Source organism: Bacillus sp. FSL M7-0307, assembly GCF_038627835.1.
GTDB lineage: Bacteria > Bacillota > Bacilli > Bacillales > Bacillaceae > Bacillus > Bacillus altitudinis.
The window spans coordinates 585,883-602,130 of sequence record NZ_CP152023.1; the positions used below are offsets into that span (position 1 = coordinate 585,883).

12 protein-coding genes, 4 tRNA genes and 3 rRNA genes are annotated in these 16,248 nt (G+C 45.0%); 16 read left to right on the plus strand and 3 right to left on the minus strand.

What is annotated here, in order from left to right:
- Positions 1-18: 18 nt before the first annotated feature.
- A complete protein-coding gene (gene gltP, locus MHI41_RS02930; RefSeq protein ID WP_024719154.1) occupies positions 19-1,269 on the minus strand; it encodes a glutamate-aspartate/proton symporter GltP in 1,251 nt (416 codons plus the stop codon).
- 369 nt (positions 1,270-1,638) lie between these two features.
- Here gltP and MHI41_RS02935 point away from each other — a divergent pair.
- The 12 genes from MHI41_RS02935 to tsaD all read left to right on the plus strand — a co-directional run bounded on the left by MHI41_RS02935 (position 1,639) and on the right by tsaD (position 10,887).
- A tRNA-Arg gene (locus MHI41_RS02935) sits at positions 1,639-1,715 on the plus strand.
- Between the two features lie 15 nt (positions 1,716-1,730).
- Positions 1,731-1,804 (plus strand) — tRNA-Gly (locus MHI41_RS02940).
- Positions 1,805-1,938: 134 nt separating this feature from the next.
- A 16S ribosomal RNA gene (locus MHI41_RS02945) occupies positions 1,939-3,487 on the plus strand.
- A gap of 182 nt (positions 3,488-3,669) precedes the next feature.
- Positions 3,670-6,600, plus strand: a 23S ribosomal RNA gene (locus MHI41_RS02950).
- Between the two features lie 61 nt (positions 6,601-6,661).
- Positions 6,662-6,777, plus strand: a 5S ribosomal RNA gene (gene rrf / locus MHI41_RS02955).
- Together the 16S, 23S and 5S rRNA genes with 4 tRNA genes alongside form the textbook arrangement of a ribosomal RNA operon.
- A gap of 17 nt (positions 6,778-6,794) precedes the next feature.
- Positions 6,795-6,871, plus strand: a tRNA-Met gene (locus MHI41_RS02960).
- Between the two features lie 49 nt (positions 6,872-6,920).
- Positions 6,921-6,997: transfer RNA gene (locus tag MHI41_RS02965), tRNA-Asp, on the plus strand.
- 278 nt (positions 6,998-7,275) lie between these two features.
- Positions 7,276-8,253: a thiamine-phosphate kinase gene (thiL, locus tag MHI41_RS02970; protein ID WP_057078390.1), complete on the plus strand. Its 978-nt coding sequence runs from the start codon at positions 7,276-7,278 to the stop codon at positions 8,251-8,253.
- Positions 8,254-8,265: 12 nt separating this feature from the next.
- On the plus strand, positions 8,266-8,742 hold the full coding sequence (gene tsaE / locus MHI41_RS02975; RefSeq protein ID WP_007496038.1) for a tRNA (adenosine(37)-N6)-threonylcarbamoyltransferase complex ATPase subunit type 1 TsaE: 477 nt from the start codon (positions 8,266-8,268) through the stop codon (positions 8,740-8,742).
- On the plus strand, positions 8,723-9,412 hold the full coding sequence (gene tsaB / locus MHI41_RS02980) for a tRNA (adenosine(37)-N6)-threonylcarbamoyltransferase complex dimerization subunit type 1 TsaB (protein WP_057078389.1): 690 nt from the start codon (positions 8,723-8,725) through the stop codon (positions 9,410-9,412). The genes tsaE and tsaB overlap by 20 nt, the downstream gene beginning before the upstream one ends.
- 25 nt (positions 9,413-9,437) lie before the next feature.
- Positions 9,438-9,866 carry a ribosomal protein S18-alanine N-acetyltransferase gene (gene rimI / locus MHI41_RS02985; RefSeq protein WP_008344382.1) on the plus strand — a complete coding sequence of 143 codons (429 nt, stop codon included), beginning with the start codon at positions 9,438-9,440 and terminating at the stop codon, positions 9,864-9,866.
- A complete protein-coding gene (gene tsaD / locus MHI41_RS02990; RefSeq protein ID WP_224559280.1) occupies positions 9,859-10,887 on the plus strand; it encodes a tRNA (adenosine(37)-N6)-threonylcarbamoyltransferase complex transferase subunit TsaD in 1,029 nt (342 codons plus the stop codon). The genes rimI and tsaD overlap by 8 nt, the downstream gene beginning before the upstream one ends.
- Before the next feature lie 470 nt (positions 10,888-11,357).
- Here tsaD and MHI41_RS02995 read toward each other — a convergent pair whose 3' ends face one another.
- A complete protein-coding gene (locus tag MHI41_RS02995; protein ID WP_108611739.1) occupies positions 11,358-13,280 on the minus strand; it encodes an ABC-F family ATP-binding cassette domain-containing protein in 1,923 nt (640 codons plus the stop codon).
- Positions 13,281-13,418: 138 nt separating this feature from the next.
- On the opposite strand from MHI41_RS02995, the gene moaC reads away from it, so the two are divergent.
- From moaC to tatC, 4 genes are read left to right on the plus strand one after another with little or no spacing between them, the layout of a single operon-like run.
- The gene (gene moaC / locus MHI41_RS03000) at positions 13,419-13,910 is read left to right on the plus strand and encodes a cyclic pyranopterin monophosphate synthase MoaC (protein WP_029575453.1); all 492 of its coding nucleotides are present in this window, start codon (positions 13,419-13,421) and stop codon (positions 13,908-13,910) included.
- Positions 13,911-13,925: 15 nt separating this feature from the next.
- A complete protein-coding gene (locus MHI41_RS03005) occupies positions 13,926-14,579 on the plus strand; it encodes a redox-sensing transcriptional repressor Rex (protein WP_008355687.1) in 654 nt (217 codons plus the stop codon).
- A gap of 27 nt (positions 14,580-14,606) precedes the next feature.
- Positions 14,607-14,786, plus strand: coding sequence for a twin-arginine translocase TatA/TatE family subunit (locus MHI41_RS03010; protein WP_008344374.1), 180 nt, complete (start codon positions 14,607-14,609; stop codon positions 14,784-14,786).
- A 6-nt stretch (positions 14,787-14,792) separates the two neighbouring features.
- Complete coding sequence (gene tatC, locus MHI41_RS03015) at positions 14,793-15,557, plus strand: twin-arginine translocase subunit TatC (protein ID WP_096881072.1); 765 nt, start codon at positions 14,793-14,795, stop codon at positions 15,555-15,557.
- 39 nt (positions 15,558-15,596) lie between these two features.
- Here tatC and MHI41_RS03020 read toward each other — a convergent pair whose 3' ends face one another.
- Entirely contained in the window at positions 15,597-16,223 is a 627-nt protein-coding gene (locus MHI41_RS03020; RefSeq protein ID WP_035391502.1) for an NUDIX domain-containing protein, read from the minus strand.
- Between the last annotated feature and the right edge of the window lie 25 nt (positions 16,224-16,248).

A 16,248-nucleotide genomic window follows, 5' to 3' on the forward strand; every position in this document is an offset into this window, starting at 1 on the left:
TTTCCTTCATAAATAACATTACATTCCTTTTGTTTCTTCACCTGCTTTTGGAACTTCCCATGCAGACTCTCGGAATACTTTTTCCCATTTAGAGACGACAATACAGGCAACCGCATGTCCAGGAACATTCACGCCTGTTCGAGCCATATCCATAATCCGGTCGACTCCGGCGATAATAGCGACACCTTCTGCTGGCAGACCTACTGCATGAGCTGTTGCCAAAAGAACGACAAGTGATCCAGACGGGACAGCTGCAATGCCTTTACTTGTTAAAACAAGGACAAGCATCATGAGGAGCTGCTGTGATAAACTCATATCGACACCAAACGCTTGTGCAAGAAACACACAGGAAACCGATAAATATAAACTTGAACCATCGCAATTAAGAGAAAGACCTGACGGGATGACGAAGGAAACGATTCTTTTTGGACAGCCGTATTTCTCCATCCGTGACATGAGCTGTGGAAGAACAGTTTCTGTACTTGTAGTAGAAAAGGCAACCAAAAACAAATCCCAAATCATTTTCAACACTTCGAAGTAGTTAAAACGGAAGATCAGTGCGACAAGAGGGAACAAAACAAATAGAATAATAAACAATCCTAAGAAGACAGTGCCAACAAGTTTCATCATAGGGATTAGTAAAACAATGCCGTATTGTCCGACAGAAGCTGCCATTAATGCTAAAACTCCAATAGGAGCTGTCACCATGACCATTTGTGTGAGCTTAAACATAATTTGTGCTACTGATTCAAAGAAGGTAAGGACAGGAGCGGAAGCCTTCCCAATGCCGCTTGCGGCTACACCGAATAAAATAGCGAAGAAAATCACTGCTAGTAAATCATTCTGAGCCATGACATCGATGATATTGGTTGGAATGATGTCTAAAACCATCTGTTTAAAATCGACGACCTTTTGAGTATAACCATCGAGTTCCCCAATATCTTTCTTAGCTAATTGAGAGAAATCGAGTCCGACGCCTGGCTTTAACACGTTGGCCAATAAAAGCCCGATTCCAAGAACGATGGTCGTAATGACCTCAAACCAAATGATTGTCTTTAATCCGAGACTGCCCATTTTCTTCATTCCACCGCTGCCAGCTGCGCCGATGACAATCGTAGAGAAAACAATAGGGACTACAATCATTTTAATCAATCGGATAAAGCCATCCCCAATGGGCCGCAGTGCCATTCCGAAATCAGGGAAGAAGTGGCCGATAAGAGCTCCTATCACCAAAGCGATCATGATTTGAAAAGCGACAAACTTTTTCATCATCTCCTACCTCCTTTAAATGCATGGAAAATATTAAGAATTTTCCAATAAATAAAAATTCTAGGTGACCATGTTTTGTCCTCCTTTGGATTTAGAAAGATTTTATTTAAGAATCATTAGAATTATGAAGAAAGAAATGAAAATAGGGCGATTGAAACTCTATTTATCTAACAAAAGAGCACTTCTTAAAAAACATTAAACTTTTTTAGAAAAATGTATTGACCCTTTTGTATGATCCATGGTATATTTTTATTCGTCGCTGATGACGCATCTGAAACACTGATGCTCAGACAGATACGACAAACTAACTTCAAAAAGATGTTGACTTAATAAAAACGATATGTTAAGATAATTAAGTCGCCTGATTAAGCGCCCGTAGCTCAATTGGATAGAGCGTTTGACTACGGATCAAAAGGTTAGGGGTTCGACTCCTCTCGGGCGCGCCAATAACATTTAACCACGCGGGTGTAGTTTAGTGGTAAAACCTCAGCCTTCCAAGCTGATGTCGTGAGTTCGATTCTCATCACCCGCTCCATTTAAAAAAATGATCTTTGAAAACTAAACAAGACAAAACGTACCTGTTAATTCGAGTTTTTATAAAAAAATCCTATGATACTTCATAGGTAGTCAGTCAAACGCTGACGAAAAACAAAACTTCGGTTTTGTACTTTTTCGGAGAGTTTGATCCTGGCTCAGGACGAACGCTGGCGGCGTGCCTAATACATGCAAGTCGAGCGGACAGAAGGGAGCTTGCTCCCGGATGTTAGCGGCGGACGGGTGAGTAACACGTGGGTAACCTGCCTGTAAGACTGGGATAACTCCGGGAAACCGGAGCTAATACCGGATAGTTCCTTGAACCGCATGGTTCAAGGATGAAAGACGGTTTCGGCTGTCACTTACAGATGGACCCGCGGCGCATTAGCTAGTTGGTGAGGTAACGGCTCACCAAGGCGACGATGCGTAGCCGACCTGAGAGGGTGATCGGCCACACTGGGACTGAGACACGGCCCAGACTCCTACGGGAGGCAGCAGTAGGGAATCTTCCGCAATGGACGAAAGTCTGACGGAGCAACGCCGCGTGAGTGATGAAGGTTTTCGGATCGTAAAGCTCTGTTGTTAGGGAAGAACAAGTGCAAGAGTAACTGCTTGCACCTTGACGGTACCTAACCAGAAAGCCACGGCTAACTACGTGCCAGCAGCCGCGGTAATACGTAGGTGGCAAGCGTTGTCCGGAATTATTGGGCGTAAAGGGCTCGCAGGCGGTTTCTTAAGTCTGATGTGAAAGCCCCCGGCTCAACCGGGGAGGGTCATTGGAAACTGGGAAACTTGAGTGCAGAAGAGGAGAGTGGAATTCCACGTGTAGCGGTGAAATGCGTAGAGATGTGGAGGAACACCAGTGGCGAAGGCGACTCTCTGGTCTGTAACTGACGCTGAGGAGCGAAAGCGTGGGGAGCGAACAGGATTAGATACCCTGGTAGTCCACGCCGTAAACGATGAGTGCTAAGTGTTAGGGGGTTTCCGCCCCTTAGTGCTGCAGCTAACGCATTAAGCACTCCGCCTGGGGAGTACGGTCGCAAGACTGAAACTCAAAGGAATTGACGGGGGCCCGCACAAGCGGTGGAGCATGTGGTTTAATTCGAAGCAACGCGAAGAACCTTACCAGGTCTTGACATCCTCTGACAACCCTAGAGATAGGGCTTTCCCTTCGGGGACAGAGTGACAGGTGGTGCATGGTTGTCGTCAGCTCGTGTCGTGAGATGTTGGGTTAAGTCCCGCAACGAGCGCAACCCTTGATCTTAGTTGCCAGCATTTAGTTGGGCACTCTAAGGTGACTGCCGGTGACAAACCGGAGGAAGGTGGGGATGACGTCAAATCATCATGCCCCTTATGACCTGGGCTACACACGTGCTACAATGGACAGAACAAAGGGCTGCGAGACCGCAAGGTTTAGCCAATCCCACAAATCTGTTCTCAGTTCGGATCGCAGTCTGCAACTCGACTGCGTGAAGCTGGAATCGCTAGTAATCGCGGATCAGCATGCCGCGGTGAATACGTTCCCGGGCCTTGTACACACCGCCCGTCACACCACGAGAGTTTGCAACACCCGAAGTCGGTGAGGTAACCTTTATGGAGCCAGCCGCCGAAGGTGGGGCAGATGATTGGGGTGAAGTCGTAACAAGGTAGCCGTATCGGAAGGTGCGGCTGGATCACCTCCTTTCTAAGGATATATGGAGCAGCGTACGTTTTTCGTCTTGTTTAGTTTTGAAGGATCATTCCTTCAAACATGTCTCTAGCGAGACAGGATTGTTCTTTGAAAACTAGATAACAATAAGTAATACATTCACATTGAATGCAATGCAAAGTTCATCACACATAGTGATTCTTTCTAAAGTAAGAAATGGTTAAGTTAGAAAGGGCGCACGGTGGATGCCTTGGCACTAGGAGCCGATGAAGGACGGGACGAACACCGATATGCTTCGGGGAGCTGTAAGCAAGCTTTGATCCGGAGATTTCCGAATGGGGAAACCCACTGCTCGTAATGGAGTAGTATCCATACTTGAATACATAGAGTATGAGAAGGCATACCCGGGGAACTGAAACATCTAAGTACCCGGAGGAAGAGAAAGCAAATGCGATTCCCTGAGTAGCGGCGAGCGAAACGGGAACAGCCCAAACCAAGAGGCTTGCCTCTTGGGGTTGTAGGACACTCTATACGGAGTTACAAAGGAACGATATAAGCGAAGAGGTCTGGAAAGGCCCGCCAAAGAAGGTAACAGCCCTGTAACTGAAATGTTGTTCTCTCCAGAGTGGATCCTGAGTACGGCGGAACACGTGAAATTCCGTCGGAATCCGGGAGGACCATCTCCCAAGGCTAAATACTCCCTAGTGACCGATAGTGAACCAGTACCGTGAGGGAAAGGTGAAAAGCACCCCGGAAGGGGAGTGAAATAGATCCTGAAACCGTGTGCCTACAAGTAGTCAGAGCCCGTTAACGGGTGATGGCGTGCCTTTTGTAGAATGAACCGGCGAGTTACGATCCCGTGCAAGGTTAAGCAGAAGATGCGGAGCCGCAGCGAAAGCGAGTCTGAATAGGGCGCATGAGTACGTGGTCGTAGACCCGAAACCAGGTGATCTACCCATGTCCAGGGTGAAGTTCAGGTAACACTGAATGGAGGCCCGAACCCACGCACGTTGAAAAGTGCGGGGATGAGGTGTGGGTAGGGGTGAAATGCCAATCGAACCTGGAGATAGCTGGTTCTCTCCGAAATAGCTTTAGGGCTAGCCTCAAGGTAAGAGTCTCGGAGGTAGAGCACTGATTGGACTAGGGGCCCCTACCGGGTTACCGAATTCAGTCAAACTCCGAATGCCGATGACTTATCCTTGGGAGTCAGACTGCGAGTGATAAGATCCGTAGTCGAAAGGGAAACAGCCCAGACCGCCAGCTAAGGTCCCAAAGTATACGTTAAGTGGAAAAGGATGTGGAGTTGCTTAGACAACCAGGATGTTGGCTTAGAAGCAGCCACCATTTAAAGAGTGCGTAATAGCTCACTGGTCGAGTGACTCTGCGCCGAAAATGTACCGGGGCTAAACGTATCACCGAAGCTGCGGACTGTTCTTACGAACAGTGGTAGGAGAGCGTTCTAAGTGCAGTGAAGTCAGACCGGAAGGACTGGTGGAGCGCTTAGAAGTGAGAATGCCGGTATGAGTAGCGAAAGACGGGTGAGAATCCCGTCCACCGAATGCCTAAGGTTTCCTGAGGAAGGCTCGTCCGCTCAGGGTTAGTCGGGACCTAAGCCGAGGCCGAAAGGCGTAGGCGATGGACAACAGGTTGATATTCCTGTACCACCTCCTCACCATTTGAGCAATGGGGGGACGCAGGAGGATAGGGTAAGCGCGGTATTGGATATCCGCGTCCAAGCAGTTAGGCTGGGAAATAGGAAAATCCGTTTCCCGTGAAGGCTGAGCTGTGATGGCGAGCGAAATTTAGTAGCGAAGTTCCTGATTCCACACTGCCAAGAAAAGCCTCTAGCGAGGTGAGAGGTGCCCGTACCGCAAACCGACACAGGTAGGCGAGGAGAGAATCCTAAGGTGATCGAGAGAACTCTCGTTAAGGAACTCGGCAAAATGACCCCGTAACTTCGGGAGAAGGGGTGCTTCTTAGGGTGTTAAAGCCCCGAGAAGCCGCAGTGAATAGGCCCAGGCGACTGTTTAGCAAAAACACAGGTCTCTGCGAAGCCGTAAGGCGAAGTATAGGGGCTGACGCCTGCCCGGTGCTGGAAGGTTAAGAGGAGCGCTTAGCGTAAGCGAAGGTGCGAATTGAAGCCCCAGTAAACGGCGGCCGTAACTATAACGGTCCTAAGGTAGCGAAATTCCTTGTCGGGTAAGTTCCGACCCGCACGAAAGGCGCAACGATCTGGGCACTGTCTCAACGAGAGACTCGGTGAAATTATAGTACCTGTGAAGATGCAGGTTACCCGCGACAGGACGGAAAGACCCCGTGGAGCTTTACTGCAGCCTGATATTGAATGTTGGTACAGCTTGTACAGGATAGGTAGGAGCCTTGGAAACCGGAGCGCTAGCTTCGGTGGAGGCATCGGTGGGATACTACCCTGGCTGTATTGACCTTCTAACCCGCTGCCCTTATCGGGCAGGGAGACAGTGTCAGGTGGGCAGTTTGACTGGGGCGGTCGCCTCCTAAAATGTAACGGAGGCGCCCAAAGGTTCCCTCAGAATGGTTGGAAATCATTCGCAGAGTGTAAAGGCACAAGGGAGCTTGACTGCGAGACCTACAAGTCGAGCAGGGACGAAAGTCGGGCTTAGTGATCCGGTGGTTCCGCATGGAAGGGCCATCGCTCAACGGATAAAAGCTACCCCGGGGATAACAGGCTTATCTCCCCCAAGAGTCCACATCGACGGGGAGGTTTGGCACCTCGATGTCGGCTCATCGCATCCTGGGGCTGTAGTCGGTCCCAAGGGTTGGGCTGTTCGCCCATTAAAGCGGTACGCGAGCTGGGTTCAGAACGTCGTGAGACAGTTCGGTCCCTATCCGTCGCGGGCGCAGGAAATTTGAGAGGAGCTGTCCTTAGTACGAGAGGACCGGGATGGACGCACCGCTGGTGTACCAGTTGTTCTGCCAAGGGCATCGCTGGGTAGCTATGTGCGGACGGGATAAGTGCTGAAAGCATCTAAGCATGAAGCCCCCCTCAAGATGAGATTTCCCATTCCGCAAGGAAGTAAGATCCCTGAAAGATGATCAGGTTGATAGGTCTGAGGTGGAAGCGTGGTGACACGTGGAGCTGACAGATACTAATAGATCGAGGACTTAACCTATATTCTAATGTGAAAAATGAACATTGTTATCTAGTTTTGAGAGAACATTCTCTCCATCAGGTTTGGTGGCGATAGCGAAGAGGTCACACCCGTTCCCATACCGAACACGGAAGTTAAGCTCTTCAGCGCCGATGGTAGTTGGGGGTTTCCCCCTGTGAGAGTAGGACGCCGCCAAGCTTGTTATTTTATATCGTCGCGGGGTGGAGCAGTTCGGTAGCTCGTCGGGCTCATAACCCGAAGGTCGCAGGTTCAAATCCTGCCCCCGCAACCAAATTATTTTACCTATTAAATAGGGAGTACTCATTGAGTACAGCCAAAATGGTCCGGTAGTTCAGTTGGTTAGAATGCCTGCCTGTCACGCAGGAGGTCGCGGGTTCGAGTCCCGTCCGGACCGCCATTTTTATAACTTGTAAACGAAAACGTATAGTTTCGTTTTTTTTTATGTCTTTTTCTTTCAATAAGTATCCTAGATGCAATGAAACTCCTTGTGTTTGGCTACACTAAATGTGATAAGAAAAGATCATGACTTCAACAAACAACGCCTGGTTTTTTTATACCAGGCTTTCTTTATATCATTTTTAGTTGGAACCGAGGCTCATATTCGCTACACTAATACTAACTGTGTCTGACATCATGTTTGCTCAATCAGTTGATTGTATGAAGGGGCTGTCTTTTATGGATGAATTTGATCTTATTCGCCGAATTACACCAAAAGAAACGCATCAGCGTTCTTTGGTCATGGGCATCGGTGATGATGCTAGTGTTTATCAACCTCATTCACATTGTGAAGAGGTCGTTTGTGTTGATACAATGGTAGAGCATGTCCATTTTCGATTTGATTTTTCCACACCCTTTGAGGTTGGATTTAAAGCGCTGGCAGTGAATATCAGTGATATCGCAGCCATGGGAGGAATCCCTAAGTATTATCTTGTATCAATCGCGATCCCGCCTCATGGGGATGAAGCAATTGTCGCATCATTTTACGAGGGAATGAAAGCATTGGCTGACACATATCATATGGATTTAATCGGTGGAGATACAGTAGCCACCCGCAGTGACTTTGTCATCACAGTAACGGTCATTGGTGAGATTCCAAAGGGAACAGCCTGTTACCGTCATAGTGCTCAGACAGGAGACGTTGTCTTTGTCACAGGTGAACTAGGTTCATCAGCTGCTGGGCTATCCCTTTTAATGAATGAAGTAAATGCTGCACATTCGATTGACACTGCTTTTTTTCTAGAGCGACACAAAATGCCGCAGCCGCATATTGCTGCTGGCCTTATTTGTTCAAGCTTCCCCCGGGTGACCTTGAATGATGTGAGTGACGGATTAGCGAGTGAGTTAAACGAAATAGCGGAAGCCAGTCGTGTGACGATTGAAATTGAAGCTGCTCAGCTTCCAAAACATCCACATCTACCGTTGTTACATAAAGAGTGGCTTGAATGGGTCTTGTTCGGTGGAGAGGATTTTGTCTTAACTGGTACGATCCCTGAAACGGATTGGAAGCGATTTGAGACGCAATGTAAAAAAGAACACATTCAGGTCACGCGTATTGGACAAGTCAAAGATGACCGAGCGTCCAGCGTTATTTTAAAAGACCATGATCAACAAACAATTTTAATGAAAAAAGGATATAATCATTTTAAGAAATGAGGTGACTCCACCATGAAGTTAACGTGGACAACAAAAGGTGCGGATGAGACGAAACGAATTGCTGCTGCCTTGGCTACACTTGTGATGCCTGGCGATGTCTTAACATTAGAAGGAGACTTAGGCGCAGGTAAAACGACTTTTTCAAAAGGTTTTGCAGAAGGCTTAGGTATTACCCGTATCGTCAACAGCCCTACTTTTACAATTATTAAAGAATATACGGATGGCAGACTGCCACTTTATCATATGGATGTGTATCGTATGGAAGATGCGGAAGAAGATATTGGACTGGGCGAATATTTTGAGGGGGAAGGTGTGTGTTTGGTTGAATGGGCACATCTCATTGAACCTCAATTGCCTTCATCGTATTTAAAAATTGAAATGCTGAGAACAGAACGTGAAGAAGAACGTCATCTCACGTTTTATGCAAAAGGGGAGCGTTATGAGGCCCTTTGTAAGGAGATGAAAGACATTGACCATACTGGCAATTGATACGTCAAACCATACACTCGGAATAGCTCTTGTCCGTGATGACACTGTGGTTGGGGAAAGTATTACGTACTTAAAGAAGAATCATTCAGTACGTGCAATGCCGACAGTTGAAGCACTGATGAAAGAATGCGGCGTAGCACCGAGCGAATTAAGCAAAATTGTTGTAGCCAAAGGACCCGGTTCTTACACTGGCGTTAGAATCGGTGTGACCATTGCAAAAACACTTGCTTGGACGCTGTCTATCCCGATAGCTGCTGTTTCAAGTTTAGAAACGCTGGCGGCAAATGCTCGATATTTTGATGGAATGATTTCTCCTATATTTGATGCAAGAAGAGGACAAGTTTATACAGGGTTATATACATTTGAAGGTGGAAAGATAAAAGAAGTGAAACCTGATCAAAATATCCTGCTCACTGATTGGCTTCAAGAGCTGAAAAAGGAAGGGAACCCTGTTTTATTTCTTGGACATGATGTGCATCTTCATCAAGAGAATATACTCTCCACACTTGGAGAAACCGCCGTTTTAGCAGACGAGGCATTTCACAACCCAAGACCTTCAGTGCTCGCATTTTTGGGGGCAGACCGCCCTGCTGAAGATGTCCATCAGCTTGTTCCTAATTATATTCGTTTGGCAGAAGCGGAAGTGAAATGGCTTGAAGGACAAAAATAATCTCAACACAGTAGAGATGCGAAGAATGACAGTAGAGGACATCCCAGAGGTATATACGATTGAAGTGCATTCGTTTACAGCGCCTTGGAAGAAAGAGTCGTTTGTCTATGAAATTCTCCATAACCAATACAGCCATTATTTCCTCATTGAAGAAGATGGTCAGCCTGTTGGATATTGCGGCGTTTGGATTGTCATGGATGATGCACAAATTACGAATATTGCGATTCTCCCTGAGCACCGGGGAAAAGGATACGGGGAAGCGCTGCTTCGATATGTCATGGAATTTTGCAAAGAAAAAAAGACAGATCATCTTTCACTAGAAGTGCGGGTATCAAATACGCCAGCACAATCCCTTTATGAAAAGCTAGGTTTTAAACCAGCTTCTATTCGAAAGAATTATTATACGGATAACGGGGAAGATGCATTAGTCATGTGGGTGAAGATAAATGAGTGAAAAAAAAGATCGATTCATATTAGGTATAGAAACAAGCTGTGACGAAACAGCTGCGTCCATTGTGAAAAATGGGAAAGAGATCGTAGCGAATGTTGTCGCCTCACAAATAGAAAGCCATAAACGATTTGGCGGCGTGGTACCAGAAATCGCTTCAAGGCATCATGTGGAACAAATGACGATCGTATTAGAAGAAGTCATGACGCAGGCCAATATGACCTTTCAGGATTTAGACGCCATTGCTGTGACAGAAGGACCGGGCTTAGTTGGTGCACTTTTGATAGGTGTTAATGCAGCCAAAGCACTGAGTTTCGCACATCAAATTCCGCTTGTAGGTGTTCATCATATTGCTGGACACATTTATGCGAACCAGCTCGTTGGTGAACTGGTGTTTCCTTGTTTAGCTCTAGTCGTCTCTGGTGGGCATACTGAGCTTGTTTTGATGAAAGAGCATGGGTCTTTTGAGGTTATTGGTGAAACGTTGGATGATGCGGCTGGAGAAGCGTATGACAAAGTAGCTCGGACAATGGGTCTGCCATATCCAGGGGGACCTCACATTGATCGATTGGCACATGAAGGGGAGCCAACGATTAGGCTTCCTCGAGCATGGCTTGAAGAAGGATCCTATCATTTTAGCTTTAGCGGTTTAAAATCAGCGGTCATCAACACATTACACAATGCGTCTCAAAAGGGTGAAACCATTGCGCCAGAGGATTTGGCTGCAAGTTTCCAAGAAAGCGTGATTGAGGTGCTGGTTGGAAAGACATTAAAAGCGGCTGAATCGTATGGTGTGAAACAAGTCGTTCTAGCTGGCGGGGTTGCTGCCAATAAAGGTCTTAGAGAAGCCCTTACTTCAGCATTTGCGAAGCTACCTGAAGTGAATGTCATGATTCCGCCATTGTCTCTTTGTACAGACAATGCAGCCATGATTGCTGCTGCGGGAACCATTGCATTTGAAAAGGGAATAAGAGGCGACATGGCAATGAACGGTCAACCTGGACTGCCGCTTGTCTCCTATAAATAAGAACTCCTGTGGATATACAGGAGTTTCAGCGTGTAGACAAACCCTCGCATTCGGTGTCAGTCCTGCGTGCTGGTGCTCACGACTATCAAATTCGCTCCGCGCCAGTACTCGTCCTTCCTAGACTGCAAAGGTTTTCTATCACGCTGAAAAGAAGACAAAGGACTAAAATAAAGTTCATTTTATCCCTTTGTCAACAATTTGGAACTCCTGTGGATATACAGGAGTTTTTTCTCTTGAAATGAAAGCGATTTATTCACATGTAAACGTTATATATCCACAATTGTTAGAAAATTCGTTTTAAAATGAAGAGAATGTGTATAAATGTGATCTTTTATGTGGATATGTGATTAAAATACTGTGGATAAAGTGGATAACTTTAAAATATTTAAGAATAATCAAGATGTTATTGTGGGTATCATTGTGGATAAAGATTCTCACCTTAAAAAAAAGAGCACCCGTTAGGGCACTCTTTATGCATCTGATAGATCTTCCCATTCCGCAAAAAGTGATTCCATCTCTTGATTGAGCGCATCATTTTCTGTTTGAATGGCTTGTACTTTCTCGTGATCTTGGAAAATAGCAGGATCACATAGAAGCTCTTCGTTTTCACCGAGCTTGTCTTCGATGACAGCGATACGCTCTTCAATTTCTTCAATTCGGCGCTGCTTTTGTCTTTCTTTCTTTTTTAGTTCTTTTTCTTCTGCATAGGAAAGTTTTGCTGTTTCGACTGGTTTTTCTGCTTGTTTTTTATGCGACTCCTGAGTTTGGAGTGCTTCAAGCTCTAATTGTTCGTTTTTCTTTTCAAGATAGTAGTCGTAGTCACCGAGGTATTCTTTTGTTTCATTTGGTGACAACTCGAGAACTTTTGTTGCCAGGCGATTGATAAAGTAACGGTCATGTGAAACAAACAAGATGGTGCCTGGATAATCAATCAGTGCATTCTCTAAAATTTCCTTACTGTCTAAATCAAGATGGTTCGTCGGCTCATCAAGAATCAGGAAATTGGCTTTTTGGAGCATCAGCTTTGCCAGCGCAAGTCGTGCTTTTTCTCCACCGCTTAATGCATGTACAGGCTTTAAGACGTCATCACCTGAAAAAAGGAAGTTTCCTAAACAAGTCCGAATGTCTTTTTCAGTCATATGGGGATAATCATCCCAAAGTTCATTTAACACTTTCTTGGAGGATGTCAGCTTGGCTTGTTCCTGATCATAGTAGCCAATCGTCACATGAGAACCAAAGCTGATATCGCCTTTTACTGGTTTTAACGTATCCGTTAAGGTTTTTAAAAGAGTTGATTTCCCGATACCGTTAGGACCGATGAGTGCCACGCTATCCTCCCGTTTAATATGAAAAGAGAGGGAGGAGAGGAGCGGCGTTTTTTCATCGTAACTAATATCGAGATCATGCACCTTCAGCACGTCATTTCCGCTTTGTCTCATAATATCGAAATGGAAGTTTGCGGATTTTTCATCTCCTAACGGCTTATCTAAACGATCCATCCGTTCCAGCTGTTTCCGCCTGCTTTGAGCACGCTTTGTGGTGGAGGCTCTTGCTAAGTTCCGATCCACGAAATCTTGAAGCTTCGAAATTTCTTCTTGCTGTTTTTCATACAGCTTCATATCACGCTCTAGCTGCTCAGCTTTTTGATCAAGATACTTACTATAGTTCCCTGCGAACTTTTTCATCGCTGTTCTTGACACTTCATATACATGGTTCACGACTTTGTCTAAGAAGTATCGATCATGGGAAACGATGAGGATGGCTCCTGTATAATTTTGCAAATACTGCTCAAGCCATGATAAGGTATCAATATCTAGATGGTTGGTTGGCTCATCCAAAATCAAGAGTTCTGGTTTCATCAATAATAGCTTTCCAAGCGCTAGACGGGTTTTCTGACCGCCGCTTAAGGATTGGACGGTTGTATGATCTTCAAAATGACTAAAGCCGAGTCCGTGTAAAATGGAGCGGACATCCGCTTCATATTGGTAGCCGCCTTGATCTTTAAATGCTTGCTGCAGCCTGTCATAGGTTTTCATTAGAGAATCTAATTCTGTTCCTGTGGAAGAAGCCATTTTCTCTTCTATGGTTCTCATCTCTTGTTCCATTTCTTTTAAATGATCGAAAACGGATAGGAGTTCGTCTTTTAGCGTACGTGTAGACGTCACATCTGTATGCTGTGCGAGATATCCAATGGATAGGTCTTTCGGTTTGATGATCTCACCTTGTTCGTAAGACATTTGACCGGCAATGATTTTTAAAAGCGTGGATTTTCCTGCACCGTTACGACCGACAATGGCAATACGATCCCTCGCTTTGACTTCCAATTTTATATTCGTTAAAACGGTATCAGCGCCAAACGATTTGGACAGCTGATTCACTTGTAGAATCATCATGTAACTTCACCTCTGCTATAATATGTTAAGTGTAGCTTATCAGCAGTAAACCGGCAAATCTTACATACGGCTGCGATGGTCAAATGAAAGACAGATAGGAAAAAATAGTGTATGATTTGAGTGAGGGAGCGTTGAAAGATGAGTCAATTTAGCCACTTTAACGAACAAGGAAGAGCAAAGATGGTCGACATTAGTGACAAATCGTCTACAGTGAGAACTGCCGTTGCTGTTTCAAGCGTTCGTATGATAAAAGAAGTATTTCATCAAATACAAAAGCATGACATTGGAAAAGGGGATGTACTATCTGTCGCACAGGTAGCTGGCATCATGGCAGCAAAGCAAACATCTACTATCATTCCAATGTGCCATCCGCTTGCATTAAAAGGTGTCGATATCTCCTTTGATTGGGAGGAAGACGGAAATGCGTACATTCTGAACATACAAGTACAGGTGAAAACAAAAGGAAGTACGGGTGTGGAGATGGAAGCGCTCACTTCTGCCTCAGTATGTGCACTGACCGTTTATGACATGTGCAAAGCAATAGACAAAGGGATGATCATCGGCCCGACCTATCTAGTAGAAAAAACAGGCGGGAAAAACGGTGATTTTCACAGAGCATCTGATATTTAAGTTGGAGGATCTTATATGAATATAGACCAGTCAAAAATTCCACAAGCGACAGCCAAACGTTTGCCGCTTTACTACCGTTTTTTAAAAAATCTGCATGCATCAGGAAAACAAAGGGTGTCATCGGCAGAGCTTAGTGATGCAGTCAAAGTGGATTCTGCCACCATTCGCCGAGATTTTTCTTACTTTGGTGCACTTGGGAAGAAAGGGTATGGCTATAACGTCGATTACCTCTTGACCTTCTTTAGAAAGACCCTTGACCAAGATGAAATGACGAATGTCATGCTCATCGGTGTCGGGAATTTAGGGACTGCTTTTTTACACTATAATTTCATTAAAAATAATAATACAAAAATTTCAATGGCTTTTGACGTCAATGAGAGTAAAATAGGAAGTGAGATAGGCGGCGTGCCTGTCTATGATTTGGATAAGCTTGAAGAGCATGTGCAAGAGGTAGGAGATATTCCTGTTGCGATTTTGACAGTGCCTGCCGTAGCAGCTCAATCCATTACAGATCGTTTGATTGCCCTTGGCATCAAAGGAATCCTTAACTTTACGCCGGCTCGATTGAATGTGCCGGAACACATTCGAATTCATCATATAGATTTGGCGGTTGAACTTCAGTCTCTTGTGTATTTCTTAAAGCATTACTCTGTTACACAGGAGGACTGACGAAAAGGGGTAAAGGGGGTGGAGCAAATGGGTCCGATCGGTCCTGGAAGTTTGGTTCTGATTGCGGTTGTTGCGCTCATTATTTTTGGGCCGAAAAAGCTTCCTGAATTAGGAAGAGCAGCAGGAGATACATTACGTGAATTCAAAAATGCCACAAAAGGTTTAGCTGATGATCAGGAAGAAAAAAAGAAAAAAGAAGATCAGTAGAATAGGATGAGCTTCATGAATGTCAAAGATATGCCGCTTATGGAGCATATTGTGGAACTGCGAAAACGTTTAGTGATCATTGCGATGTTTTTTGTCACTTTTATGGTGGCAGGTTTTTTTCTCGCTAAGCCGGTCATTGTGTATTTACAAAATACCGATGAAGCGGCCACACTGACATTGAACGCATTTAAGCTCACAGATCCACTGTACGTGTTTATGCAGTTCGCTTTTGTCATTGCTCTTGTTTTGACGTGTCCCGTGATCTTATATCAGCTTTGGGCGTTTGTGAGTCCTGGCTTATATGAAAAAGAAAGAAAGGTGACACTTGCTTATATTCCGATTGCACTGCTTTTATTTCTGAGCGGTGTGGCTTTCTCTTATTTTATTTTGTTTCCATTTGTCGTCGATTTTATGATACGGATGTCAAATGATTTACATGTGGAGCAAGTGATTGGGATTCATGAGTATTTTACATTTCTGATGCAGTTAACACTTCCATTTGGCTTTTTGTTTCAGATGCCTGTCGTGTTGATGTTTCTCACTAGACTGGGTATCATTACACCGATGTTTTTATCAAAAATACGGAAGTATGCCTATTTTGTCCTCCTTGTCATTGCCGCACTGATTACACCGCCAGAGCTCGTTTCTCACCTCATGGTTACCTTGCCAATGCTCGTTTTGTATGAAGTGAGTATTGTCATTTCAAGAGTGACCTATCGCAAAATGCAGCAAACAGAGACAGAGGAGAAAGAAAATGATGTTGTCTCATAAAAAAGCATCGTGATCCAAATAGGGGTCACGATGCTTTTTCTATTGTGAAAGAAATTGATTGATTGCTTGAAAGAGATGCTCATAATAGGCAGATTCATGCGGGACAAAATCATGTACATGGACCTCTCTCTTTTCCTCACGTCGCTTGCCGTCTGCATCCACTTCAAAGCCCTCGATGTTCATTTTTTCGCATTCTCTATTTAAAAGCTGCTGTGCATCCATCAGCCTTGCTCTATAAAGTCCAGCAACTTCTTCTTTCTGTAGATGGACATCCATGTGCTCTTTTTGATCCATATAAAGATACACATGGCAAAACTCACGATCGGTAAACGATGGCATATGGATTTCATCTTTAATGACACCAGCAAAGGTAAGGTTCTCAAACGAGATGGAGAGACCAAGCTCTTCTTCGACTTCTCTGATGCCATCAGAAGGCTGTTCATCTGCGAGAAGGTGGCCTGCTGCTGTGATATCAAATAGAGAAGGGAAATCCTTTTTGGAGGGACTCCTCAGCTGAAAATAGAGAAACACTGTGTCATCTTCCTTTTTTAAAAGCCAGAAATGAAAGGTCTCATGCCAAAGGCCCTCAGCATGGATATCAGATCGAGCGGCTGTACCAATCGTTTCATGCTGATTGTTCATGATGTTCAGTTTTTCGTGTTCCATGAAAACATGACCTCCATAAAAAAAC